Source organism: Paraburkholderia rhynchosiae, from assembly GCF_002879865.1.
GTDB lineage: Bacteria > Pseudomonadota > Gammaproteobacteria > Burkholderiales > Burkholderiaceae > Paraburkholderia > Paraburkholderia rhynchosiae.
Map to the genome: position 1 here is coordinate 176936 of NZ_PNXY01000011.1, position 26427 is coordinate 203362.

The 26427-nt window shown below is 60.9% G+C and carries 20 protein-coding genes; 6 read left to right on the top strand and 14 right to left on the bottom strand.

Translation table 11 applies throughout. The features are described 5' to 3' along the window. Window position 1: 1 nt before the first annotated feature. The 4 genes from lpdA to typA all read right to left on the bottom strand — a co-directional run bounded on the left by lpdA (window position 2) and on the right by typA (window position 8073). A complete protein-coding gene (gene lpdA / locus C0Z16_RS17525; RefSeq protein WP_102633373.1) occupies window positions 2-1432 on the bottom strand; it encodes a dihydrolipoyl dehydrogenase in 1431 nt (476 codons plus the stop codon). Between the two features lie 148 nt (window positions 1433-1580). Further along, a complete protein-coding gene (gene odhB, locus C0Z16_RS17530) occupies window positions 1581-2858 on the bottom strand; it encodes a 2-oxoglutarate dehydrogenase complex dihydrolipoyllysine-residue succinyltransferase (protein ID WP_102633374.1) in 1278 nt (425 codons plus the stop codon). Window positions 2859-3001: 143 nt separating this feature from the next. Then, a complete protein-coding gene (locus C0Z16_RS17535) occupies window positions 3002-5863 on the bottom strand; it encodes a 2-oxoglutarate dehydrogenase E1 component (protein ID WP_102633375.1) in 2862 nt (953 codons plus the stop codon). A gap of 383 nt (window positions 5864-6246) precedes the next feature. After that, window positions 6247-8073, bottom strand: a complete 1827-nt coding sequence (typA, locus tag C0Z16_RS17540) for a translational GTPase TypA (RefSeq protein WP_102633376.1) — start codon at window positions 8071-8073, stop codon at window positions 6247-6249. A 331-nt stretch (window positions 8074-8404) separates the two neighbouring features. Between typA and C0Z16_RS17545 the strand changes: the two genes are divergently transcribed. The 4 genes from C0Z16_RS17545 to C0Z16_RS17560 all read left to right on the top strand — a co-directional run bounded on the left by C0Z16_RS17545 (window position 8405) and on the right by C0Z16_RS17560 (window position 13475). Beyond that, window positions 8405-8920: a MarR family winged helix-turn-helix transcriptional regulator gene (locus C0Z16_RS17545; RefSeq protein ID WP_102633377.1), complete on the top strand. Its 516-nt coding sequence runs from the start codon at window positions 8405-8407 to the stop codon at window positions 8918-8920. Window positions 8921-8969: 49 nt separating this feature from the next. Beyond that, window positions 8970-10538, top strand: a complete 1569-nt coding sequence (locus tag C0Z16_RS17550; RefSeq protein ID WP_102633378.1) for an efflux transporter outer membrane subunit — start codon at window positions 8970-8972, stop codon at window positions 10536-10538. 89 nt (window positions 10539-10627) lie between these two features. Continuing rightward, on the top strand, window positions 10628-11881 hold the full coding sequence (locus tag C0Z16_RS17555) for an EmrA/EmrK family multidrug efflux transporter periplasmic adaptor subunit (protein ID WP_102633379.1): 1254 nt from the start codon (window positions 10628-10630) through the stop codon (window positions 11879-11881). A 31-nt stretch (window positions 11882-11912) separates the two neighbouring features. Beyond that, window positions 11913-13475, top strand: a complete 1563-nt coding sequence (locus C0Z16_RS17560) for a DHA2 family efflux MFS transporter permease subunit (RefSeq protein WP_102633380.1) — start codon at window positions 11913-11915, stop codon at window positions 13473-13475. A 105-nt stretch (window positions 13476-13580) separates the two neighbouring features. Here the strand turns inward: C0Z16_RS17560 and C0Z16_RS17565 are convergent, their stop codons facing one another. From C0Z16_RS17565 to C0Z16_RS17580, 4 genes are all read right to left on the bottom strand, one after another. After that, on the bottom strand, window positions 13581-14312 hold the full coding sequence (locus C0Z16_RS17565; RefSeq protein WP_102633381.1) for an enoyl-CoA hydratase: 732 nt from the start codon (window positions 14310-14312) through the stop codon (window positions 13581-13583). A 16-nt stretch (window positions 14313-14328) separates the two neighbouring features. Further along, window positions 14329-15489 (bottom strand): acyl-CoA dehydrogenase family protein, encoded by a 1161-nt coding sequence (locus C0Z16_RS17570; RefSeq protein ID WP_102633382.1) that lies wholly within the window; start codon window positions 15487-15489, stop codon window positions 14329-14331. A 78-nt stretch (window positions 15490-15567) separates the two neighbouring features. Then, window positions 15568-16779, bottom strand: a complete 1212-nt coding sequence (locus C0Z16_RS17575) for an acyl-CoA dehydrogenase family protein (RefSeq protein WP_102633383.1) — start codon at window positions 16777-16779, stop codon at window positions 15568-15570. Between the two features lie 23 nt (window positions 16780-16802). Continuing rightward, the gene (locus C0Z16_RS17580; RefSeq protein WP_102633438.1) at window positions 16803-18719 is read right to left on the bottom strand and encodes an AMP-binding protein; all 1917 of its coding nucleotides are present in this window, start codon (window positions 18717-18719) and stop codon (window positions 16803-16805) included. Between the two features lie 358 nt (window positions 18720-19077). Between C0Z16_RS17580 and bktB the strand changes: the two genes are divergently transcribed. Next, entirely contained in the window at window positions 19078-20259 is a 1182-nt protein-coding gene (gene bktB / locus C0Z16_RS17585) for a beta-ketothiolase BktB (protein ID WP_102633384.1), read from the top strand. Window positions 20260-20413: 154 nt separating this feature from the next. Here the strand turns inward: bktB and C0Z16_RS17590 are convergent, their stop codons facing one another. Beyond that, window positions 20414-20806, bottom strand: coding sequence for a carboxymuconolactone decarboxylase family protein (locus C0Z16_RS17590; RefSeq protein ID WP_244201260.1), 393 nt, complete (start codon window positions 20804-20806; stop codon window positions 20414-20416). Window positions 20807-20848: 42 nt separating this feature from the next. Beyond that, a complete protein-coding gene (locus C0Z16_RS17595; RefSeq protein ID WP_102633385.1) occupies window positions 20849-21850 on the bottom strand; it encodes an NAD(P)H-dependent flavin oxidoreductase in 1002 nt (333 codons plus the stop codon). A gap of 261 nt (window positions 21851-22111) precedes the next feature. Between C0Z16_RS17595 and folE the strand changes: the two genes are divergently transcribed. Next, window positions 22112-22744 carry a GTP cyclohydrolase I FolE gene (gene folE / locus C0Z16_RS17600; protein WP_102633386.1) on the top strand — a complete coding sequence of 211 codons (633 nt, stop codon included), beginning with the start codon at window positions 22112-22114 and terminating at the stop codon, window positions 22742-22744. A 75-nt stretch (window positions 22745-22819) separates the two neighbouring features. On the opposite strand, the gene C0Z16_RS17605 is transcribed toward folE, so the two are convergent. The 4 genes from C0Z16_RS17605 to C0Z16_RS17625 all read right to left on the bottom strand — a co-directional run bounded on the left by C0Z16_RS17605 (window position 22820) and on the right by C0Z16_RS17625 (window position 26283). After that, window positions 22820-23383 (bottom strand): nuclear transport factor 2 family protein, encoded by a 564-nt coding sequence (locus C0Z16_RS17605; protein ID WP_102633387.1) that lies wholly within the window; start codon window positions 23381-23383, stop codon window positions 22820-22822. Between the two features lie 9 nt (window positions 23384-23392). Further along, window positions 23393-23698, bottom strand: coding sequence for a hypothetical protein (locus C0Z16_RS17610; RefSeq protein ID WP_102633388.1), 306 nt, complete (start codon window positions 23696-23698; stop codon window positions 23393-23395). 637 nt (window positions 23699-24335) lie between these two features. Then, window positions 24336-25124, bottom strand: coding sequence for an SDR family NAD(P)-dependent oxidoreductase (locus C0Z16_RS17620; RefSeq protein WP_102633390.1), 789 nt, complete (start codon window positions 25122-25124; stop codon window positions 24336-24338). Between the two features lie 259 nt (window positions 25125-25383). Then, on the bottom strand, window positions 25384-26283 hold the full coding sequence (locus tag C0Z16_RS17625; protein WP_102633391.1) for a LysR family transcriptional regulator: 900 nt from the start codon (window positions 26281-26283) through the stop codon (window positions 25384-25386). Window positions 26284-26427: the final 144 nt, after the last annotated feature.

Genomic DNA, 26427 nt, shown 5'->3' on the forward strand with positions numbered 1-26427 from the left:
ATTACATGTTCAGCGCGCGCTTGTCCACGGCCAGTGCCGCTTCGCGCATGACTTCCGACAGCGACGGGTGCGGATGGCAAATGCGGCCCAGGTCTTCCGACGCCGCCTTGAATTCCATCGCCACCACGGCTTCCGCGATCAGGTCCGATGCGTTCGCCGAGATGATGTGCACGCCCAGCAGTTCGTCGGTCTTCGCGTCGGCGATCATCTTGACGAAACCATCCGCCTTGTTGATGCCGAGCGCGCGGCCGTTCGCCATGAATGGGAACTGGCCCGTCTTGACTTCGCGGCCTTCCGCCTTCAATTGCTGTTCCGTCTTGCCGACCCATGCGATTTCCGGTTCGGTGTAGATCACCCACGGAATGCAGTTGTAGTCGATATGCGGCTTCTGACCGTCGATGATCTCGGCAACCAGCACGCCTTCGTCTTCGGCCTTGTGCGCGAGCATCGGGCCGCGCACCACGTCGCCGATCGCGTACACGTTCGGCACGGCCGTCGCGCAATGATCGTCCACGTCGATGAAGCCGCGCTCGTTGGCCTTCAGGCCGATCGCTTCGAGACCGAGGTTGTCGGTGTTGGGCACGCGGCCGATCGACACGATCAGGCGATCGGATTCGAGCTTTTGCGCGTTGCCGTCCTTGTCCGTGTAATTGATCGTGACGCTGTTGTCCGTGGTCGTCACTTCGCCGACCTTGACGCCAACCTGGATGTCGAGACCCTGCTTCTTGAACTGCTTGGCGGCCTCTTTCGAGAGCGCCTGGTCAGCCGCGCCGAGGAATTCCGGCAGCGCTTCGAGCACGGTCACTTCCGCGCCCAGACGGCGCCACACCGAGCCCAATTCCAGACCGATCACGCCTGCGCCGATCACGGCCAGCTTCTTCGGTGCCGTGTCGAAAGCGAGTGCGCCTTCGTTGTCGGCGACGATCTTGTTGTCGACCGGAATGTTCGGCAGATGACGCGCCTTCGAACCGGTTGCAATGATCACGTTCTTTGCCGTGACCACATCCGTTTCGCCCTCGCCGCTCACTTCGATCTGCACGCCGGCGTCCGTCTTGCCGGTGAACTTGCCGTGACCCTTGAGCCACGTGATCTTGTTCTTGCGGAACAGGAATTCAATGCCCTTCGTCATCTTTTCGACGATGCCGTCTTTGCGGGCCATCATCTTCGAGATATCGACCTTCACGTTTTCCACGAAAATGCCGTGGTCGGCCAGGTGATGCGAGGCGTTTTCAAATTCTTCCGACGACGCGAGCAACGCCTTCGACGGAATGCAACCCACGTTCAAACAGGTGCCGCCGAGCTTCAGCGTGCCGGCCGGGTTCTTCCATTTTTCGATACATGCGACGGTCTTGCCGAGCTGCGCTGCACGGATGGCGGCGATATAACCGCCAGGGCCCGCGCCGATCACGACGACGTCAAATTCTTTGGACATGACAATCCTTTTTTTTTGACGGAACGGCGCGGCCACGCTTCGTGGCGCGTCGGTCCTGTACTGCGGAATGCGAAAGACGTGATGCCTGCCTGATCTCTATATGGCGCCGGCTCGCGCGATGGCAAGCCGGCACCGCCGAAGCGGCGTTTTACAGGTCGAGCAGCAGGCGCGCCGGGTCTTCCAGCGCGTCCTTCATGGCAACCAGCGACAGCACGGCTTCACGGCCGTCGATGATCCGGTGGTCGTACGAGAGCGCCAGATAGTTCATCGGACGGATCACGATCTGGCCGTTTTCGACCACAGCGCGTTCCTTCGTGGCGTGCACGCCCAGAATCGCGGACTGCGGCGGGTTGATGATCGGCGTGGACAGCATCGAACCGAACACACCGCCGTTCGAGATGGAGAACGTACCGCCGGTCATTTCCTCGATCGACAGCTTGCCGTCTTTCGCCTTCTGGCCGAATTCGGCGATCTTCTTCTCGATTTCGGCGAGGCTCAGCTGATCCGCGTTACGCAGGATCGGCACCACCAGACCGCGCGGCGAACCGACAGCGATACCGATGTCGAAATAGCCGTGATAGACGATGTCGTTACCGTCGATCGACGCGTTCACCAGCGGGAACTTCTTCAGCGCGTGAACGGCCGCCTTCACGAAGAAGGACATGAAGCCGAGCTTCACGCCATGTTCCTTCTCGAACTTGTCCTTGTACTTGTTGCGCAGGTCCATCACCGGCGCCATGTTCACTTCGTTGAACGTGGTCAGGATGGCGTTGGTTTGCTGCGACTCGAGCAGGCGCTCCGCAATACGTGCACGCAGACGCGACATCGGCACGCGTTGTTCCGGACGGTCCTTCAGCCATTGGTCGGCCGAAGCCGGACTCCTGACGTCCGGCAACGACGGCTTGGCAGCCTTCGGTGCTGCAGCCGGTGCGGGTGCAGCCTTCGCTGCCGGGGCGCCTGCGGTTAGCACGTCGCCCTTGGTGATGCGGCCGTCGCGGCCCGTGCCGGCGACGTCGCCCGAGGACAGGCCCTTCTCCGCCATCAGCTTGCCGGCAGCCGGCGAAGCAGCGGTATGCGCACCCGTTGCGGATGCAGCTTGAGCAGCCGGTGCCGCGGCCGGCGCCGGAGCGGCGGCGACAGGCGCCGGCTTCACTTCGGCTTCGACAGCGGCGGCGCCTGCCGTGCCTTCGGTGTCGATCTTGGCGATCACCTGTTCAGCGGTGACGGTGTCGCCGTCGTTCGCGATGACTTGCGCGAGCACGCCGGCCGAGGGTGCCGGCACTTCGAGCACGACCTTGTCGGTCTCGATTTCAATGAGAATTTCGTCTTGAGCAACAGCCTCGCCGGGCTTCTTCTTCCACTGCAGCATCGTGGCTTCCGAAACCGACTCGGAAAGCTGGGGGACCTTGACTTCAACAATAGCCATTATGAATATCCTGAATACGTATCGGGTGACGGCGCGGTGAACGACGACCGCCTGCGAACCATGATTGCCGCGCCTGAACCTTGACGGGTCACGGAACGCGGCACGGGAAAGCGCATCGCGCTTTCCCGGTTCGTCTGTTCTGTTTATTTAGCGATCGACGCGCTCTTGAGGCGGCCGAAAGCGCCTTCGATCAGCGCCTTCTGCTGCTCGTAGTGCTTCGCGTAGTAGCCGACTGCCGGCGAAGCCGAAGCCGGACGGCCGCTGTATGCCAGCTTCTGTCCTTCCTTCATGCCTTCCTTCAGATGGTGCTCGATGTAGAACCACGGGCCCTGATTCTGCGGCTCGTCCTGCACCCAGACCACTTCCGTCGCGTTGTCGTACTTCTTCATTTCCGCTTCGAACTGCTTATGCGCGAACGGATAGAGCTGTTCGATACGGATGATGGCGACGTCGTTCGACTTCGATTCGCGGCGATGCGCGAGCAGGTCGTAGTACACGCGACCCGAGCATGCCACCACGCGCTTGACCTTCTTCGCGTCGATGGCCTCGTCGATTTCGCCGAGGATCGGCTGGAACGCACCCTTCGCCAGCTCCGACAGATCGGACACGGCTTCCTTATGGCGCAGCAGCGACTTCGGCGTCGCGACGATCAGCGGCTTGCGGAACAGGCGGATCATCTGACGGCGCAGCAGGTGGAAAATCTGCGCCGGCGTGGTCGGCTGAACGACCTGCATGTTGTGGTCTGCGCACAGTTGCAGGAAACGTTCGATACGCGCCGACGAGTGCTCCGGACCCTGGCCTTCATAGCCATGCGGCAGCAGCATCGTCAGGCCAGAAACGCGGCCCCACTTCACTTCGCCCGACGAGATGAACTGGTCGATCACGACTTGCGCGCCGTTCACGAAGTCGCCGAACTGCGCTTCCCATGCGACGAACGTGTTCGGTTCAGCCGTCGAGTAACCGTATTCGAAGCCGAGCACCGCTTCTTCCGACAACACGGAGTCGATCACGGAGAACTTCGCCTGACCTTCGGCGATGTTCTGCAGCGGCACGTACGTGCCGTCGTTCCAGCGCTCGCGGTTCTGATCGTGCAGCACCGCGTGACGGTGCGTGAACGTGCCGCGCCCCGAGTCCTGACCGGTCAGGCGCACTGCATAGCCCGATGCGACCAGCGACGCGAATGCAAGGTGTTCGCCCATGCCCCAGTCGAGCTTCGCTTCGCCACGGCCCATCGCGCGACGGTCGTTGATGACGCGCTCGACCAGCGGGTGAACCTTGAAGTTTTCCGGGATCGTGGTGATGCGCTCAGCAAGGCGCTTCAGTTCGGCGAGCGGCACGGCCGTGTCAGCCGCGTCTGTCCACTTGCGGTTCAGGAACGGCACCCAGTCCACCGCGTACTTGCTCTTGTAGTTCGAGAGCACCGGGTCGACCGTGTGATGGCCTTCGTCCATCGCCTTGCGGTACGCCTTGACGAACTCCTCGCCTTGTTCGGCGGTGATAACGCCTTGTTGCACCAGCTTTTCCGCGTACAGCGCGCGGGTGCCGGGGTGCTTCGCGATCGTCTTGTACATCAGCGGCTGCGTGACAGCCGGCGTGTCCTGCTCGTTGTGGCCCAGCTTGCGGAAGCAGACGATGTCGACGACGACGTCCTTGTGGAACTGCATCCGGAAGTCGATAGCCAGTTGCGTGGCGAGAACGACCGCTTCGGGATCGTCGCCGTTCACGTGCAGCACCGGCGCTTCGATCATCTTGACGACGTCCGAGCAGTACAACGTGGAGCGCGAGTCGCGCGGGTCCGACGTGGTGAAACCGATCTGGTTGTTGATGACGATGTGCAGCGTGCCGTGGGTGCCGTAACCGCGCGTTTGCGCGAGGTTCAGTGTTTCCATCACGACACCCTGGCCGGCAAAAGCCGCGTCGCCGTGGATCTGCACCGGCAGCACTTGCAGGCCGCTGTCGTCGCCGCGACGGTCCATACGCGCCTTCGCGGAACCTTCGACCACCGGATTGACGATTTCGAGGTGGGACGGGTTGAACGCGAGCGACAGGTGAACCGGGCCGCCTTCGGTCGAGACGTCCGACGAGAAACCCTTGTGATACTTCACGTCGCCGGCCGGCAGGTCGTCGACGTGCTTGCCTTCAAATTCGGCAAACAGGTCAGCCGGCATCTTGCCGAGCGTATTGACCAGCACGTTCAGACGGCCGCGGTGAGCCATGCCGATGACGATCTCCTGCACGCCGCGGGCGCCGCCGTGACGCACGACCTCGTCCATCGACGCGATGAAGCTTTCGCCGCCTTCCAGCGAGAAGCGCTTCTGACCGACGTACTTGGTATGGAGGAAGCGCTCGAGGCCTTCTGCGGCCGTCAGGCGATTCAGGATGTGCTTTTTCTTCTCGTTCGAGAAATTCGGCGTGGAGCGGATCGACTCCAGCTTTTCCTTCCACCAGCGCTTCTGTTCCGGATCGCTGATGTACATGTACTCGGCGCCGATCGTGCCGCAGTACGTGTCACGCAATGCCTTGACGATCTCGCGCAGCGACGCGCGCTCGAATCCGAAATACAGATTCGTGGCGCTGAACTCCTGGTCCATGTCGGCTTCGGTGAAGTCGTAGAACGCGGGTTCGAGTTCGGGGATAGCGGGACGTTCGCGGCGCTTCAGGGGATCGAGATTGGCCCATTGCGAGCCGAGGAAGCGATATGCGCCGATGAGGGACTGCACATAGACTTGCTTTCGCGCGGTAGCGAGGTCTTCGCCGCCGGTTGCCGTGCGCGGGATGAAGGCGTTGGCCTTGGCCCGTTGTGCAAACGATTCGACGATCGGGCCATGGGCCACGTCGTTGGCATTGCTGCCATCCGATGCAGGAACGTTCTGCAACGCGTCAAAATAGCTGCGCCAGTTCTCGGGCACTGACGCCGGATTGTCGAGATACGCTTCGTACATTTCTTCCACGTACGGAGCATTGCCGCCGAACAGATAAGAGTTCGACTGGAATTGCTTCATCATTTTTACGCTCACCTTTCTTCGAGTTTCTCGAGAAATAGCGGGTTACAGAACCTTCCGCGACACGGCCTGACCGTTTAGCGGATTGCGCGAATCAAGTCTTGCTTGGAAGGACCTAAAACTGGCACCCGGGGAGCATATCACAGAACCGATAGTCCAGATAGCAGACCGATTGCCGCTCGGGCCCGCAGCGACGGGCTTTCGCGGCGATTGCCGCGCGCACCGACAGCCTTCTGCAATAAACGGGGACAAACGCGCATCAACGAATCACGAATCTGCGGCAACTGCATATAACGCGATCGCGGCGCGCAAAAATGGAAAAAGCCACCCCGGAAGGTGGCTTTTCCTAACAGCTAAAGCGAAACGGCGAAAAGCGATGCGCCCGCTTAATCCACTGCGCCCTTACGGCTCGCGCTGCGGCGCTCGTGTTCCTTCAGGTAGCGCTTGCGCAGACGGATGGATTGCGGCGTGACTTCGACGAGCTCGTCCTCGTCGATGAATTCGACCGCGTATTCCAGCGACATCTGGATCGGCGGCACAAGGCGCACCGCTTCGTCGGTACCCGACGAACGCACGTTGGTAAGCTGCTTACCCTTGATCGGGTTCACGACCAGGTCATTGTCACGGCTATGAATGCCGATGATCATGCCTTCGTACAGCGGCTCGCCCGGCGACACGAACATACGGCCGCGATCCTGCAGCTTCCACAGTGCATAAGCGACGGCCGCGCCATCGTCCTGCGAAATAAGTACGCCGTTGCGACGCTCGCCGACCGCGCCTTCCTTGACCGGCTGATACGAGTCGAACGTGTGGCTCATCAGGCCCGTGCCGCGCGTGAGCGTGAGGAATTCCGACTGGAAGCCGATCAGGCCACGCGCCGAAATGCGGTACTCGAGACGCGTGCGGCCACGGCCGTCCGACGCCATGTCGAGCATTTCGCCCTTGCGGCGGCCCAACTCTTCCATCACGCCGCCCTGATGCGCGTCTTCCATGTCGACGGTCAGGTTTTCGTACGGCTCGTGCTTCACACCGTCGATTTCCTGCATCACGACGCGCGGACGCGACACGGCCAGCTCGTAGCCTTCGCGGCGCATGTTTTCCACGAGAATGGTCAGGTGCAGTTCACCGCGGCCCGCTACTTCAAACGTGGTTTCGTCGCCGGTTTCTTTCACGCGCAGCGCGACGTTGTGATTCAGTTCCTTCATCAGGCGGTCACGAATCTGACGGCTCGTGACGAACTTGCCTTCGCGGCCGGCCAGCGGCGACGAATTGACGAGGAAGTTCATGGTCAGCGTCGGTTCGTCGACAGTGATCATGGGCAGCGCTTCCGGCTGTTCCGGCGAGCAAATGGTCACGCCGATACCGATTTCTTCGATGCCGTTGATCAGCACGATGTCGCCGGCTTCGGCGGATTCTACCTGCACCCGCTCAAGGCCCTTGAACGACAGCACCTGGTTGATCTTGCGGTTCAGAATCGCGCCGTCCGGCCCCGAACGCACCGCGACGGCCATGCCCGGCTTGATGCGGCCGCGCGTGATACGGCCGACGCCAATACGGCCGACATACGACGAGTAGTCGAGCGAGGTGATCTGCAATTGCAGCGGGCCTTCCGGATCCGCTGCACGCACCGGCACATGCTGGAGCACGGCTTCGAACAGCGGGCGCATGTCGCCTTCGCGCACGTCGGGGCTCAGGCCGGCATAGCCGTTCAGGCCCGATGCGTAGACGATCGGGAAGTCGAGTTGCTCGTCGGTCGCGCCCAGCTTGTCGAACAGGTCGAACGTCTGGTTGATCACCCAGTCGATGCGCGCGCCCGGACGGTCCACCTTGTTGATCACGACGATCGGCTTCAGACCGAGCGCCAGTGCCTTCTTGGTCACGAAGCGCGTTTGCGGCATAGGGCCTTCGACGGCGTCGACCAGCAGCAGCACGGAATCGACCATCGACAGCACGCGCTCGACTTCACCGCCGAAATCGGCGTGGCCCGGCGTGTCGACGATGTTGATGTGGGTGCCTTCGTATTCGACCGCGCAATTCTTCGAGAGAATCGTGATGCCACGTTCTTTTTCGATGTCGTTCGAGTCCATGACGCGCTCGGCGACTTGCTGGTTGTCACGGAACGTGGCTGTCTGGCGGAGGAGCTGGTCGACGAGCGTAGTCTTGCCGTGGTCGACGTGGGCAATGATGGCGATATTGCGTAGGGCGCGGGTCATAGGAAACCTGGAGACAGTTGAGTGCGCCGCTTGCTCATGCCGCTTACCTTCACGAGGACAAAACCACGACAAGCCCAAAGCGCACTTTTGGGAACCCAACATTATAGCACGCGCCGGTGACGCCTTCTGGGTATTCCCGTATATCCGACGCCACCACACTGCATCCCGGGATGCAAAAGCTCGTCACGGACTTCCATCGACCCTACGTGAAAACGGGCCGATTCTCGCTTGAGTAAGGAAAATTCCTTGCCTAAGCTGTAATAACGCTTGCCCAGTCAATCATCCGGCTCTTATAATCCTGCTTAGTCAACCATTGCATCGCACGAGAAACATGACGGAGCCGACCTCAACTCCCGCGCCGGAGCTCAGCGAGTACCAGCTAGGCGAAAGCGTCGGCTATCTCCTCGCCCGTGTGAAATCGACCATGTCCAACCTGGTCACCCAGCGCAGCATGGCCGAACTCGGCATCACGAGCCAGCAGGGCAGCATCCTGTTTATGGTGGCGAGCGGCAAATGCCTGCTGGCGGCCGAACTGGCCCGCGAATACGGCATAGACGCCAGTGCGGTCACACGCCTGATCGACCGCCTGGAGAAGCGTGGTCTGCTCACGCGAGTGCGCAGCAACGAAGACCGGCGGGCCGTGCGCCTCGCGCTCACGCCGGAAGGCCATGCCATCGCGGCGAAGATGCCGAAGATTTTCAACGGTGTGCTGGATAGTCTGCTGAGCGGCTTCACCCCGGAAGAAGTGGGGTTTCTGAAGAGCATGCTGCGTCGCGCGTTGATCAATTCCGGCGAACACACGGGATTGACTCGTGATGCGGCAAGCAACTCCGACAGCAAACCGTAAGAAATTGCTTGCAGCGTCCATCATTACCTTCCACTCAAAGAGCCGAGCAATGAAATCCCTTTCCCTGTCCGCGCCTGGGCTTTCGAGCCGGGCCGCTGTCGCCGCTGCGGTGGCAGCGCTCGCCCTCTCGGGATGCGCGAACTACTTCGGCGTCAAAAGCGACAAGCAGATCGCGTCGCCGGGCCAGTACGAGTCCACGCAGAGTCTGGCCGGCCAGGGCGGCCAGTGGCCGTCGCTCGATTGGGCCAACCAGTTTGGCGATCCCCAATTGCCGAGGCTGATTTCAGAAGCGCTGGAAGGCAGCCCGTCCATCGCACAGGCGCAGGCGCGCCTCGCGAAGGCGTCGTCGTATATCGAGAGTTCGCGCTCGGCGCTTTATCCGAAAGTCACCGGCAGCTATTCGTGGACGCGCGAGCTGTTCTCCGGCAACGCGCTCTACCCGCCTCCGTTTGGCGGTACCTGGTATAGCGAAAACAACGTGCTCGCGAGCGCGTCGTGGGATCTCGACCTGTGGGGCAAGAACCGTCAGCGCCTCGGCCAGGCCGTGTCGCAGGAAAAGGCAGCCGAGGCCGACATGCAGCAGGCGCGTGTCACGCTCGCGGCTTCAGTGGCCAGCACCTATAACCAGCTTGCCCAGCTTTACGCGTTGCGCGACATCGCCGCGCGTGAGATCGCCAACCGCCAGGATATTGGCCGCATCACGAATGGCCGCGTCGCTGCCGGCCTCGACACCAACGTCGAGCGCCAGACCGCGAACGGCAATATTGCGACGAGTCAGGCGAGCTTGACAGACCTCGACGGCCAGATCACCGTGGTGCGCTATCAGTTGGGCGCGCTGCTCGGCAAGGGCCCGGATCGTGGCCTGCAGATCGCTCAACCGGCGCTGACCACCGGCGACACGGTCGCGCTGCCGGGCAATCTGCCGGCCGACCTGGTCGCGCGCCGCGCGGACATCGTCGCAGCGCGCTGGCAGGTCGAAGCGGCGATGCACGACGTGAAGGAGGCGAAGGCCGAGTTCTTCCCGGACGTGAACCTCGCGGCCGGCTTCGGCTTCGACGCGTTCGGCTGGGGGCGCTTCCTGAAAGCCGGCAGCCGTCAGATGCAATTCGGCCCGGCGGTTCACCTGCCGATCTTCGACGCGGGCGCGCTGCGCTCCCAGTTGAAGGGCCGTTATGCCGACTTCGATCTGGACGTGGCGAACTACAATCAGACGCTGATCAACGCTTTGTCGGATGTGGCCACGCAGGTGTCGTCGATCCGCTCGATCGACCAGCAATCGGGCGACGCACAACGCGCGCTCGACGCGTCGACGAAAGCCTATCAACTGGCCGTGATCCGCTACAAGGCAGGTCTGTCGCCGCAATTGCAGGTGTTGACCGCCGACCAGAACCGCCTCGCGGCCGAGCAGACGGTCACGACGCTGAAGATGCGCCGCCGCGACATGCAGATCGGACTCGTCAAGGCGCTCGGCGGCGGTTTCGACGCGACGCAGACCGGCCTCGTGGTGCCGACCGATGCGCCGGCACCAGCCGCCGCGGCAGGAGCCGCCCCGGCATCGGGCGCGACCGCGACTGCGGCTGCGGCTGCGGCTGCGGCTGCGGCTGCGGCTGCCAACTGATCGTGCCGAACGCAACTGAGCCGACTGCAGCAGACCACACACGAACATCCGAATAAACGACGACGTTAGAAAGAACCCGGAGCACATCAATGAGCACCCCCCAGCAGCCCGCGGCTAACAATCAACCGGCACAGCCAGCCAAGCCGGCACAACCGGCGAACAACGGCAAACGCAAGCGCATGATGACGCTGCTCGTCATCGTGATCCTGATCGCCGCGATCGCTTACGGCCTCTACTATTTCCTCGTGGCGCGCTTCCACGAAGACACCGACGACGCCTACGTGAACGGCAACGTCGTGCAGATCACGCCGCAAGTCACCGGCACGGTCGTCGCGGTGAACGCGGACGACACGCAAACCGTCAAGGCCGGCGACCCGCTCGTCGTGCTTGATCCGGCGGACGCCCGTGTGGCGCTCGAGCAGGCCGAAGCGAATCTCGCGCAAACGGTGCGTCAGGTGCGCGGCCTGTTCGCCGACGACAACCAGTATCAGGCCCAGGTGGCGCAGCGCCAGGCCGATTTGTCGCGTGCTCAGGACGACCTGAAGCGCCGTCTGACGGTCGCGCAAACCGGCGCGGTATCGCAGGAAGAAATTTCGCACGCACGCGACGCCGTGAAGAGCGCGCAAGCCGCCGTCGACGCCGCCCAGCAGCAACTGGCGTCGAACCGCGCGCTGACCGCGAACACCACGATCGCCAATCACCCGAACGTGCAGGCTTCCGCCGCGAAGGTCCGCGACGCGTATCTGAACAATGCGCGTAACAACCTGCCCGCGCCGGTCACCGGCTACGTCGCGAAACGCTCGGTGCAGGTCGGCCAGCGCGTGTCGCCGGGCACGCCGCTCATGGCCATCGTGCCGCTCGGCGGCGTGTGGGTCGACGCCAACTTCAAGGAAGTGCAGCTCAAGCACATGCGCATCGGCCAGCCGGTCGAACTGACGGCGGACGTCTACGGTTCGTCGGTCGTTTATCACGGCAAGGTGGTCGGTTTCTCGGCCGGCACGGGTTCGGCGTTCTCGCTGCTGCCCGCGCAGAACGCGACCGGCAACTGGATCAAGGTGGTGCAGCGCCTGCCGGTGCGTATCGCGCTCGACCCGCAGGAACTCGAGAAGCACCCGCTGCGCATCGGGCTGTCGATGCAAGCCGACGTGACCATCAAGGACGATGACGGCGGCCAGCTCGGCCAGGCGCAAAACACCGTCTATCAGACGAACGTGTTCGCCAAGTACGGCGACGAAGCCGACGCGGAAATCGCTCGCATCATTTCGGAAAACGCAGGTCCGAACGGCGGCACGCAGAAGTCGGCGCAATCCGGCGCTGCGAAGCCCGCTGCAAAACTGATGTAAGCCGCGCGGCGATTTCCATAAGGCTTTTTGAATGGCTCAGGCTCAGGCGCAACTCCCTCATCCGCCGCTCGAGGGCGCGCAACTGGTGATCGGCACCATCGCGGTGTCGCTCGCCGTTTTCATGAACGTGCTCGACACGTCGATCGCGAACGTTTCGATTCCATCCATTTCCGGCGACCTCGGCGTGTCGGCCGATCAGGGCACGTGGGTGATCACGTCGTTCGCGGTCGCCAACGCGATCTCGGTGCCGTTGACCGGCTGGCTGACTGAACGCATCGGCCAGGTGCGCCTCTTCATGGCGTCCATCGTGCTGTTCGTGATCTCGTCGTGGCTGTGCGGCCTCGCGCCCACGCTGCCCTTCCTGCTCGCCTCGCGCGTGCTGCAAGGCGCGGTGGCCGGCCCGATGATTCCGCTGTCGCAAACGCTGCTGCTCGCGAGCTATCCGCGCGCGAAGGCGCCAATGGCATTGTCGATGTGGGCGATGACCACGCTGATTGCGCCGGTGGCCGGACCGATTCTGGGCGGCTGGATTTCCGACAACATCTCGTGGCCGTGGATCTTCTACGTCAACATTCCGGTCGGCGCGATCGCCGCGGCGGCGACGTGGATGATTTTTCGCAACCGCGATTCCGTCATCAGGAAGGCGCCGATCGACGGCGTCGGTCTCGGCCTGTTGATCGTCTGGGTCGGCTCGTTGCAGGTCATGCTCGACAAGGGCAAAGACCTCGACTGGTTTTCGTCGACGACCGTGGTCGTGCTGGCGCTGGTCGCGGTGATCGCGCTTGCGTTCTTTATCGTGTGGGAATTGACGGCCGAGCATCCGGTGGTCGATTTATCGCTGTTCAGCAAACGCAACTTCACGGGCGGCACGATCGCACTGTCGATCGGCTATGGTCTTTACTTCGGCAATCTCGTTCTGCTGCCGTTGTGGCTGCAAACCGATATCGGCTATACGGCCACTGAAGCCGGTCTCGTGATGGCGCCGGTCGGCATCTTCGCCGTGCTGCTATCGCCGATCACGGGCAAGATCTTGCCGCGCACCGATCCGCGTTATATCGCAACGTTGTCGTTCCTCGTGTTCGCGCTGTGTTTCTGGATGCGCTCGCGCTATACGACGGGCGTGGACACGTACTCGCTGCTGCTGCCCACGCTGATTCAAGGGATCGGCATGGCCGGGTTTTTTATTCCGCTCGTGTCGATCACCCTGTCAGGATTGCCAGGCAATCGGATTCCAGCGGCATCCGGCTTGTCGAACTTCGTGCGGATCATGTGCGGCGGTATCGGCACGTCGATCTTCCAGACGGCGTGGGACCATCGCACGATCATGCATCACGCGCAACTGGCCGAGCGCGCGAACGCTTACAACCCTGTCTTCGATCAGTCGATCCGGCAGATGGGCGCCGCGGGCTTCAGTCAACCGCAAGCGTACGGACTGTTCAATTCAATGGCTACGCAACAGGCCGCGCAGTTGGGCGTGAACGACCTGTTCTTCGTTTCCGCCGGCATTTTCGTGGCGCTGATCGCGCTCATCTGGATCACGAAGCCGGAGAGAGCCGGCGGAGATGCAGGGGCGGCTGCCGCAGCGGCGCATTGATCTCGCGTTTTATTCACGAATAGACAGGCAATGCAAAAAGGATGGATGCCTCCTTCTTCGCACCGTCTGCGCGACGCTTGCAGACAAATCCCCTGCTCTTTCAAATTACGGCGCTGTCTGCCACGCCATGGGCGCCTTTGCCTTGCGTTCAGCCAGCGCAGCCTTCTCTATTTTCAGCGCTTCGCTCAGCGAAGCGTGCGCTCCGGCGTCGATAACACGCTTGACCGTACTGATTAGTTCCGGCGAACGGCTCGCTATGGTTGCGGCAAGCGCACGAGTGCGTTCGAGCAACGTCGCGTGCGAAGTCACCTCGTTGACGAGACCGATCCGCAGGGCTGTCATGGCATCGAACGGCTCGCTCGTGAAACTGATCTGCTTGGCCCAGCGTGAGCCCACAATGTACGGCAGACGCGCAGTCATCCCACCGCCCGCAAGCGCGCCGATCTTCGTATGGGTGTCGGCAAAACGAGCGCGCTCCGAAGCGATGATGAAATCGCAGCCCATCGCAAGTTCCAGGCCGCCAGTCACCGCAGCCCCATTGCACGCGGCAATGACTGGCTTGCTCAGTCGCGGCCATAAGTCGATCATGGCCGCGACTTCGCCGCGTGGCGCGTCCGGAGCGGAAAACTCACCAAGGTCCAGCCCTGCGCAGAAAGCCGGATCGGCCCCGGTGACGATCAGAACACGGAGGCTGTCATCGCCCTCGAAGTGCGTCAAGGCATCGACAAGCGCCCTCGTCAATGCAAGGTTCAACGCGTTGCGGACATCGGGCCGGTTCAGCGTCAATGTCAACACACCGCTGTGAACATCAGTTAGCAGTACCTGAGATTGCGTCATGTTCTCCGTCCTCGAGTCATGCGGCCAAAGCGCGGGCGTCCGCCTGAATTTGCTGCGCGTAACGTTTCAGGTGGTACTCCATATTGCCGAACAGCACATCGGAGATTAACGTGCGCCGATAGTGGTGACCCACCTTATATTCGTCCGTGATGCCGTAGCCGCCATGCAACTGGATGCCCTGCTGCGTGACGAATTTACTACTTCGGATGGTTTGAGCCTTGCAACCCGACACCTGAACGCTGCGGGTCGCATCGTCTTCGGCGAGCGCACGCAACGCGCGGTGCAGCGTGGCTCTGGCCTGCATCGCCTCGATTGCCATATCGGCGATGCGGTGCTGCAGCGCCTGAAAGCTCCCAATCGGCACGCCGAACTGCTTGCGCGTCTTCAGGTACTCAGATGTCAGCTCGATTGTGTCGTCGATATCGCCCAACAACTCCGCGCAACTCGCGACGATGGATTCGTCGACCGCAGCCTGCAGCCCCTGCAACGCGTCACCGGGCATGCCGATCACCGCGCTTGCATCGAGCGTCACGCCTACAAGCACCAGGTCCGCCGCGGGCGTGCCGTCGAGCAATCTGCATGGCTCGAGCGTCACGCCATGTGCCCGTGGATCGACCACAAAGAGCGCGAGTCCCGCATCATCACGCGCACCGCCGGCGACACGCGCGACGACAATCAAACGATCAGCCACCGGCGCCCCCACAACGAGCGTCTTCCGACCGTCGAGCCTCCAGTTGCCGTCTGCCATCTGGCTGGCAGTTGCCGTCACATGGGAGACGACGCCTCGTGCATCGCGCTCGCTGTGCGCGACGGCAACCACCACTTCTCCCGAGATGATTTCCGCGAGCAGATTGTCGCGTTGTGCGCCGCTCGCGCAATGGGTAACGAGCGCGGCTGGGAACACGCCGCACATGACGTAGGGCTCGAGCACCAGTGCCCGCCCTAGCTGCTCAGTGATCAGCGCGCTTTCCACAGGAGTAAAACCCAGCCCGCCGAATGCTTCCGGCACCGCGACGCCGAGCCATCCCATTTCGCCGAACATGCGCCACATGTCGCGCGAAAAGCCGTCTCCATGAGCAGCCAGCGAACGGCGGTGCTCGAACGTATAGTTTTTCTGCACGAAGCGCTGTGCGCTGTCCTGCAACATCTGCTGTTCATCGCTTAGATCAAAGTTCATGCTGCGTCCTTTCGTGCCCGCCGGAAAAGCGATGCCCTATCAATCGGAGTGAGTCGCGCCATCGCGCGATATCGCCCGTCACAGTCCAAACAAAGCCTTGGCGATAATGTTCCGCTGAATTTCTGCCGTGCCGCCGTAGATCGTGCATGCGCGTCGGTAGAACACTTCGGCCGCGAGACCCGGCGCGTAATCCGGTCCCACGAAGGTCTGGCCGCGGAGCGCGTGATCTTCGTTCGGATCGCCATAAAATACAGCGCCGTAGTCGCCAATCACTTCGAGCAGCATTTCAGTGAGCTTCTGATGCAACTCGGAACCTCGGACCTTGAGCATCGAGCCGATGGCCATGCCACCACTGCGCTCGTCCAATCCTTGATGCAAGATCTTCTGCACGGCCATGTCGATGGCGAGCACTTCGAGTTCGTATTGGGCAAGTCTTGCCGCAAACGTCGCATCTTCGATCAAGGGCGTATTGCCGGCACGTTCCTTCATCGCGTAGTGACGAATCTTGCGCAGATAGCGTTTTAGCGCCGGGGCTTCCGCACCAAGGAACGCTCGCTCGTTGAACAGAAGAAATTTTGTATAGCCCCAGCCCTTGTTTTCCTCGCCGATCAGATTTTCGACCGGCACGCGAACATTGTCGTAAAACACTTCGGCGAGATGGTTGCAACCGTCGAGCGTCGCAATCGGCCGCACGGTCACGCCCGGCGACTTCATGTCCAGCAGGAGAAAAGAAATGCCCTTTTGTGGCTTGGCTTGCGAATCGGTCCGGACAAGCACGAAGTTCCACTGTCCATAACTTCCGAAGCTGGTCCAGATTTTCTGGCCGTTTACGACGTAATGGTCGCCGTCGCGGACCGCCGTCGTACGCAGCGAGGCGAGATCGGAACCCGCTCCGGGCTCGGAGAAGCCCTGAGCCCAGAACACTTCACCACGCTGAATAGGCGGCAGAAAGCGGCGCTTCTGCTCGTCGTTGCCGAATTCACAAATCACCGGCCCCACGAGCGACACTCCCGCCTGATTTTGCGCGGGTGCGCCCGCCAGGTAGCATTCCTCTTCAAAGATATAGCGTTGCGCCGCAGTCCATCCCGTTCCTCCGAGTTCGGCCGGCCAATGCGGCACGGACCAGCCGCGTGCTTCGTGCAGAATACGCGTCCAGCGCAACGCGTCGTCGTCGCCGGCGAGAAATCCTTGCTGACCGCGCCAGGCGAGATCAGAAGGCAGATGCGCCTTGAGGAACTTCTGCACCTCTTTGCGGAAGGCTTTGTCCGCGGAATCGACATGAAAATCCATCGGGTGGCTTCCTTGTTTTCAATTCATCGGATCGGGCTGGAAGCTTTGGTAAGAGAGCCTCTTTGGGCAACCAGCGTGCGGCGCGTGGGAACCGCTTCGTACAGTTCTGCGACCACATCGCGTCTTCGCGCGAGAACGTTGGCCTGACTGATGGCGCCCTTCGCGCTCAATTCGCCGTTGTCCAGCGTCGGTTGCGCGCTTTCCAGTACGATCCGCTCGATCCGGCTCGAACTCCCGCCGGAGCGCGTGGCCAGCAGATCGAGCCCGCGCTGGAAGTGTTCGCGCACGCCGGCGCTGGCCAGGATCTGTTCAGCGTCGGGCGTGGACTCAAGCAGGTCGCCGCACAATGCCCGGCACGCTTGCAGATCAGGAAAAACCAGCGCAGCAAGAAATCCCTGATCATGACCGGCGATGACTACGTCGCGCGCATACGGCGAAAATGCGTTCAATGCGGCGAGTCGCAGTTCAGCCACATTGACCCATGTACCCGAGGACAATTTGAAGTTCTCGGCGAGGCGGCCATCGAATCGCAAGCCGAGTTCACGACGCTCCGGATCGATGAATGCACCGGCATCGCCGGAGCAGAAATAGCCCTCTTCGTCGAAAGACGCGCGCGTGCGCTCCGGGTCCTTCCAATAGCCGGGCGTCACGCAGTCGCCCGCATAACGAATTTCCAGCTTCTCTCCAACCGGCACGACCTTGACCTTCACGCCGGGTACCGGCAGCCCGGCAATGGCTTGCCGTCGCGGATCCCACGCCGCCGACATCGGCGTCGGTCCGGCTTCGGTGCCGCCGAGCCCGGACATGATCAACACGCGCTGTCCGATCGTCTTGACCGCGAGTTCGTCGAGTGCTGCCCAGATGTATTCAGGCAGACTCGCGCCGCCGTAGTAGATCAGTGCCAGCTTGCTGAAGAAGTTCTCGCGTAGCGCGTCGTCCGAGCGTAGATGCGGAATCAGCGCTGCCAGTCCTTGAGGCGTATTCAGGTAAATGACCGGCGCGATTTCGCGCAACGCATCCAATGTCGGACCGATCTGCTCAGGCGTGGGCTTACCCGGATCCAGGTAATACGTCCCTCCGCCATAGAGCACCATGCCGAAGTTATGTGTTCCGCCAAATGTGTGATGCCACGGGAGCCAGTCCACCAGCACCGGCGGTGCGTCCTGAAGAAAGGCGAAAGTCTGCGCGACCTGTTGCCGGTTACTGCACAGCATCCGCTGCGAGTAAATCACTCCCTTCGGCGCGCCGGTCGTGCCGGACGTAAACATGATCTTGCCGATCGTATCGGGACCGACTTTATCGAACGCCTGATCGACCGCGGCGGTGACCGGCGTGTCAAGCCAGTCGAAAAACCACGAGGCCGTGCGCCCTTCCGGCAACTTCCCGCTCACCACACATTCGACATCGCCGAACACGTCGCGCAGCGCTCGACCGTAAAGCTCGCCGTCATCCGCGAACACGAGCCCTGGCGTGCACACTGACGCCAGACGTTTCAACTTCGCGAAGTCCTCGGACAGCAACGAATACGCAGACGTAACCGGAACATACGGGACGCCGACGTGCAACGCCGCAAGCGCCAGCAGCGCATGCTCAAAGCTGCGGTCTGAAAGGATCATCAGCGGCCGCGCGGGCGACAGCCCTCGGGCAAGCATCGCCTCGCCTAGCGCACGCGCGCCGTCGAGCGCTTGCCGATACGTCAAATGCTCCCAACTGGCGCCATCGGCCGTTCGCCGTGCGAGCAACGGCTGATCTGGTGCGACCGCGGCCCACTTCACGAGACACTCAGTAAGCCGCGCGGGGTAGGAGTCCAGCGGTTCTTCAAGCTCATAGACGACGCTGCCGTCAGGGCGCTCTTCAACAGTGGCCTTTACACCGCCAAGCCGCAGCGGCCGAAACGGCACATCCATCAAAGGGTCGTGCGAAAGCGGACCTGCGTTCATCTCCGTCATCCTGTCGTTAGCTTTTTCCGTTCATCGATCTGCCACTTTGAACGCCTTTACCGACCATCGCCCGCAGCAGTCAACATGAACCAATAAATGAACAACGATCGAAAACAGGAACAAGCGTATCGTGAAATTGCGTAGGCGTCTATCCAGCATCACCCGATGTAAAGCTATGCCAGCGCGGCGCGCGAAGCATCCGCCGATCACACGAGCGCGCGTGCGCTGGTCGGCAAATGTCCTGGCGGCGCGGTCGTGAACCGACCATGGACATTCACGCAAATTTGAGCTACTTTATGAACAGCGTTCTACATTTCAAACGCTAGTCAAACAGTATCAGCTTGTTCGGGAGAGCGGAATGGAGAGAGAAGTCGTAGTTGCCAGCAGCGTTCGCACTGCAATTGGCGATTTCGGAGGCGCGCTTGCCTCCGTCTCGCCAACGCAGCTTGGTGCGACAGTTGTCCGGGAAGTCCTGTCGCGAGTGCAGTTGCAAGGCGATGCAGTCGGACACGTCGTGTTCGGCAACGTCATCCACACTGAGCCGAAAGATATGTATCTGGCCCGCGTCGCTGCGATGGAAGGCGGCGTCAGTACAGATGCGCCGGCGCTCACGCTGAACCGCTTATGCGGCTCGGGTCTGCAGGCCATCATTTCGGCAGCGCAGGCAATCTGGCTTGGCGACGCCGACATCGCGATTGGCGGCGGTGCCGAGAATATGACGCGCGCGGCCTATCTGGCCACGGGCGCACGCTGGGGCGCGCGAATGGGCGACATCCGGCTGACCGACATGATGGTGGGTGCGTTGACCGATCCCTTCAGCGCCTGCCACATGGGCGTGACTGCTGAAAACGTCGCGGCGAAATACGGCATCTCGCGTGAGGACCAGGATGCGCTGGCGGTGGAATCGCATCGTCGGGCAGGACGCGCGGTCGAAGAAGGCCATTTCAAGGAACAAATCGTTCCGGTCGCGGTGCATAGCAAAAAGGGCGCGACGATGTTCGAACTGGACGAACATGTCCGTCCCACCACGACAGTCGATGAACTGGCCAAGTTGCGCCCGGCGTTTCAGAAAGACGGCACCGTGACAGCCGGCAATGCCTCGGGCCTGAACGACGGCGCGGCGGCCGTACTTCTCATGGAGCGCCGCGAGGCCGAAACGAGAGGTATCCGGCCATTGGCACGGCTGGTTGCCTATGCTCATGCCGGCGTTGACCCACAATACATGGGTATGGGCCCTGTTCCCGCGACCCGAAAGGCACTGCAAAGGGCTGGCCTCACCGTTGCGGACCTCGATGTCATTGAGGCTAACGAAGCGTTCGCTGCCCAGGCCTGCGCCGTGGGGAAAGAACTGCAGTTCAATGCAGCGCGTGTCAACCCGAATGGCTCCGGCATATCACTCGGGCATCCGATTGGCGCGACTGGCGCGATCATCACGGTCAAGGCTCTCTATGAACTGCAACGGATAGGCGGCCGATATGCGCTCGTCACGATGTGCATTGGTGGCGGTCAAGGGATCGCAGCCATCTTCGAGCGCATCTGATCGCAGCTCGCAGCAGGCTGGCTGGACTCGCCCATGCTGGGCACATGAAGGAAGTCGCCTTCTCAGCAATTGACGACAACTTCCGTTGGAAATCGATCCAGTTAAAAGCAAGGGGCGGAGTCAACCGCCCTCGCTTCATCAATGCCCACACAAACTACTCCTGAACGGTGGCAACCTTCTCGCCCAATACGTCCTTGCAGGCTTTTAACGCGATGCTGACGGCCGGAAAGCCCACATACGGAATCGCATGCAGGACGACCTCTTCCAGTTCCTTCTCGGTCAGACCATTCGCTAGCCCGATGCGGACATGATTACTGAATTCCCACGGCGTGCGCTGTGCGATCAGCATGCCCAGCGTCACGAGACTTCTCGAACGGCGATCGAGGCCCGGGCGCGCCCATGCGTCGCCAAACGCGTTCTCAAGGGCGAGTGAAGCCGCATCTGCACCAAACCCGCCGGATGCCGCCGCTGCGTCCATTGCGCCCAGAAACTCTTCGCCCAACATCTCGCGAACAACCTGACGTCCCTTCTCACGACTTTCTGACACGGTCTGCTCCTTTCGTCATAGACAGTTGTACTCAATTGCCATTCAAGGCACGCAGGCTGTTTCGTTTCCTGCCTTATCCATCATCGTTGCCAGCCTTCGGTGAATCAGTTCGCGCGCCTCTGCGACCATGCGGCTCACCAGCTCGTCGCAGGTGGGGATATCGTGAATCAGGCCAATCGCAAGGCCTGCGGGAAACGTACCGTCGTCGGTATCACCGGTTTCGTAAATGCGCTTTCCACGTTCTCCGCTCACGAGCGGCTTCAGGTCCGCAAATGTCGTTCCCTCCTGGCGCTCCAGATCGAGTACTTGCTCCGCCACGGCATTACGAAAAATACGCGACGTATTCTTGAGCGTACGAAAAATCAGCGCGGTATTTCGCTCGTCATGTTCGAGCAATTGGCGTTTGACGTTTTCATGGATGGGCGCTTCACGCGTTGCCATAAAGCGTGTGCCCATATTGATGCCGTCAGCGCCGAGCGCGAGCGCCGCGACCATGCCGCGCGCGTCGGCAATGCCACCCGATGCCAGCATTGGGACACGCAATTGCGCGGCGGCAGCCGGTACCAAAACGAGATTGGGCACGTCGTCTTCGCCCGGGTGGCCCGCACATTCGAACCCGTCGACACTGACCGCGTCGCAGCCAATCGCCTCTGCTTTCAATGCATGACGTACCGACGTGCACTTGTGAATCACCTTGATACCCGCCGCCTTGAACGCAGGCAGATATGGCTCAGGATTGCGCCCCGCGGTTTCCACAATCTTGACACCGCTCCCGACAATAACCTGCACGTATTCGTCGTAAGGAACCGGCTTGATCGTAGGCAAAATGGTCAGGTTCACGGCAAACGGTTCGCTCGTCATCGACCTGACGCGATCGATTTCAACGCCCAACGCTTCGGGCGTGGGCTGCGTCAATGCGGTAATGGTGCCAAGCGCGCCGGCATTGGACACCGCTGCGGCCAGCTCCGCACGCCCCACCCACATCATGCCTCCTTGCACAATGGGATAGCGGATGCCCAGTAACTCGGTGATGCGTGTCTTCATTCTTTGACCTCCGTAGAGCGAAGCATTGCTCGCGCTGCAGCCCTAATCGCTTACAGGGAGTTGTCCCTTCCGCCATTCTGCTACGTTCTTATTTACGAACGATGTGCAATTATATACACTTTTATGCGTATAACCAACATTCGCACAGTCAACACGCCGCCACGTTGGCGGCAAGACGTGATCCCGGTTTCGACCTTTCTCGTAGTGACGCATGGGTTAGATGGGAAAACGCAAAGCAGCGCATGGCTTTAAGGAGGCTAAGTGAATCAGCGCGATAGCAACGACAATCTATCTATCAGAGAACGTCCCACTAAAGCAGAGGCGGAAGAGGCGGTTCGAACGCTGATCCGATGGGCGGGAGACGATCCGCTTCGTGAAGGACTCATAGAGACGCCGGCCAGAGTTGCGCGCGCTTATACCGAGTTCTTTTCTGGCTATGTGTCCGACCCGATGCAGATTCTTGCTACCACCTTTTCTGAGGTGGATGGCTACGACGAAATGGTTGTGCTAAAGGACATTCGCTTCGAGAGTTATTGTGAGCATCACATGGTGCCGATCATCGGCCGTGCTCATGTTGCCTATCTGCCCGATCATCGCGTGGTGGGCATTTCGAAGCTGGCGCGACTCGTCGACACGTACGCAAAGCGGCTGCAGATTCAGGAGAAGATGACTGTGCAGATCGCCGACGCATTGAATACGGTACTGCAGCCTAAAGGCGTCGGAGTCATTCTGGAAGCGGCACATCAGTGCATGAGCACGCGCGGCGTGCACAAACCTGGAACGTCATTGGTCACGAGCAGAATGCTCGGCTCATTCCGGGACGACCCATCTACCCGTCGGGAATTCCTGTCGATTATCGGCAACGGTGCGATCGGGCAGTTACCTAATACCTGAAATGACAAAGTCGACGGAACTGGGTCGACTTTGTCATGGGAGACGTGGCAGCAACCTGCATCGTCCGCATCCGCCCTATTGTTCCTTACTGAATTCTCGCAAGTGCTCCGGATCGCGCGCCTTCAAAGGCCGGTCAAACGATATGTCGCTTCTGTCGCGCGTTCTATTGCCGTTACTCATCAACACCTCGCGCCACGCATCGGGCAAGTTGGCCGGAGTCGATTCGTTGACCGCCTCGGAAATGCATACCCGCGCAGCGATCGCCCACTTTCCGCCTCTCTTTTCAAAGCGGTCGATATACCGGCCAACCGCTAACGTGTCAGGCTTGGCCCGATTCTCGCCGAAAAAAAGCCAATACGTTTCGGTATGTGCGACGTCGCCCTGCAAATCGGCGCTGTGATTAAACACCATGTGATGATGCGATATCTGATGCTCGCCATGGTAGTCGAACGCCCAACTGACGAATTCTTCAGGATCGCCGACGAAAGTACCGTGGTCGTCGATTGCGTCAGGATGATAGGCCGACAGCGTCAGTTCGCGGTCCATCCGGTCGACGCCCCGGCAATAGCGGTGTATGCAGTCAAGAATCGCCTGTCTATCAAGCAATTCCTCGAGACGCTTTTCCAGTTCTGGTCTCATGTTCCCCGCTCAATTAAGAATGGCCACAAAGAATACGATCGCGCCGATCAATGCACCGAGGAAACAATAGCCCTCACTCTGCCCGTCCTCGCCCGCCTCGCGGCGTCGAGCAATGCAACTTACGACACCCAAGAACGCGGCGCCACCGAGCACGACGAAAATCATCACAATGTCGAAGATTGCCGAGAGGCCAAGTTCTTCCATTCGCCAATCCCGCACCAGGAAATACCCAGCCACCGCAATGATCGACAGCAGCAGGAGCGGAAGCATGATCCGGCGTTCGTCGCCGGAAAGTTTGTGCGCGATTCGACTCATGAACGCTCTCCCTTAGGTTTATCGGCTGGATGTAATGCGGCGCGATTCAGCAGACCGTGTGCTGGCCACAACGAATCGACCCTGCGAAGCAGCGTGATCCGTTGCGAAGGCGCTGCCGCGGCTTTGGCAGAAGCCGGCCCGCGCGCGTTCTCACGCGGGAGAGGTGCGTCCGCGCAAGAAGCTTCGGAACGAAGCGAATAGTCGGCGAGATCGCCGTTCAAATCGCTGTAGATGAGGTACATAGCTTGTCTCCGATCGGCCGAGGCCTGATGGGTGCTCGTAGACACCTCTTGCTGAACATCGTAGGCGAGGGCGTTCTGTTATGCAACTATCCGTTCAATTATCCGGATCGGTGTTTTCACTACCATCCGTTTTTTTCTGCCGGCGCAACATAGCGCGAAATTCCGGTGAATGTCCCCCGCAAAGCCAAGCGGCAAGGGAACTCTGCGTCGGTGGCCGACGCGAGAAACGCGCTGTCAATGCCGCGCTGCGGCGCGACTGCATAAAAAATCCCCGGCACCGAGCTATCGGCACCGGGGACAAAGGGACACCATGCATAGGCTTCGCATGCTGCTTACAACACGAGTGTTCGCCGCCCGGACTGCGGCGCATACGCGATCGACAATTTACGTATTCTTCAGGACACCTGAAATCCTCCGTCGACAGCGAGCAATTGGCCTGTCACATAGTCGGCAGCCGGAGAAGCAAAGAACAGGACCGCACTCGCGATATCCGCCGCGATCCCGATCCGACCCAAAGGCATGCGCCCCGGCTGGGTGATCGGCCCATGTGCCTGGTGGACTTTCGTGGATGCCGCTGCGCCCTCGGTTGCGACGCCGCCGGGAAGCACTGCATTGACGCGGATGCCGTCCGCGGCGAATTCGAGCGCGGCAACCTTTGTTAGATTATTCACGCCCGCTTTGGATGCGCCATAGTCACCGTTATCGAAAATCACGGGCTGCAGTGAGGCCACTGAAGAGATATTGATGATCGATCCGCCGGCCTTGCCGGCTTGCATCCGTTTGATGGCTTCGCGCATGCACAGGAAAGTGCCGCGCAGATTCACCCGCAGCACACGGTCCCATTTCTCCGCGGACGTATCGACAAAGCTCGTTTTCGGATAGATCCCGGCATTGTTGACCAGGATGTCGAGCCGGCCGAGCCTGGCATGCGTAGTATCGAACATCGCGCTAATCGAAGCTTCGTCTCCAATATCCACTTTGACCGCGATCGCCTTGCCCGACGCCTCTTCGATCTGCGCGACTGTGTGCAGTGCGCCCTCCTCGTTGAGATCGCCTGCGACGACAACCGCACCTGCTGACGCCAGCAGCAGTGCTGTCTCCCGTCCAATGCCCGACCCTGCGCCAGTGACGACTGCGACGCGCCCGTCGAGATTGAACAGGTCCGTTAACTTCGATGTACTCATTGCTCCTCCGGATGCTCGCCATGCGAACGGTTGTTTTATGAACGCCATTCGGAAACATAAACCGCCAGACAAGCAGTGTCAAGGCGGCGATGAGTGGCAGCAAGCAGAAGGAAAGAAAGTGACGGGAGAACACACCGCGTAGTGCGGTGTGGGAAAGGAGAGAAAAGAGAGTAAGGCGATCCGCGCGGCGGCTCGAGAGCGTTCGCCGGCCGCGCCGGCTCGCGAGCGATAGTTGCAAACGGCCCGTTGTTGGGGCGACTCAGTCGGGCGTGGGTGCCGCGAGTTCGCGAATGATATCGAGCATGGCCCGGTGGTAGGCCTTATGCGGTCGATCGGTCCAGACCAGGGAAACCTCGGTGTCGAACGATGTCGGAATGTCGTTTATGTCGACGAAAACAACCCCGTCCACCGGAAGGTGCCGTGCCGAATCCAGCATTAATCCGACGCCAAGCTCATTTGCGACGAGATTGAGCATCGTATAAGGATGCCGTGCCTGCTGGGTGACTTTGGGAGACAAGCCGGCTTCCCGCCGGGCGGCTTCGAACGCCGCGAACACGGGCTGGGACATTTGTTGCGGAAACATGATCAGGGGATACGCGGCGAGGTCGGCGACGCGGATACTGGCTTGCTGGGCCAACGGCCACCGTGCTGGAACGGCAGCCACCAACCTCATGCGTTCGATTGTGGAGCTTTCCAGACCTGACACGTCTGCCGCACTGGTGACGACCACCCCGAGATCGATGCTGCCGTTCTTGACGCTGGCTACCGTAAGCGCACTGCCGCGTTCGATCAAACGGACGTCGACGCCGGGCCATTGCCGACGCAGCGTCTGTATGGCGAGCGGCATGATGCGCATCGCGCACATCGGCACAAACGCAATGCTAAGGCTGGCCAACTCGTCCGCCGCCTGGCGCACGCGGCGCTCCGCTATTTCTGCTTGTGCGATCAAAGGTTTCGCTTCTGCGAGCAGCGCGGCGCCCGCAGTCGTCAACGAGACGCCACGCGGAGTACGCTCCAATAGCTTCGTTCCAAGCGACTCTTCGAGACGCATGATGGATTGGCTCAGCGGCGGTTGCGCCATGCCCAGCCGCGCCGCGGCACGGCCGAAATGCTGGGTTTCGGCGACGGCGATAAAGTGCCTGAGGTGACGCAATTCCATGACGTGATATCGCTTTGATATGACTCGACGTCAAGAGAATATCCTTTTTGGACTGACGCAGCTAACCGTCCCTTTTCCGCTCGCTGAGGCACTCGATTCGAACGACGTGCCGTCATACCGGATGACCTCCCTATCCCCGGCGAT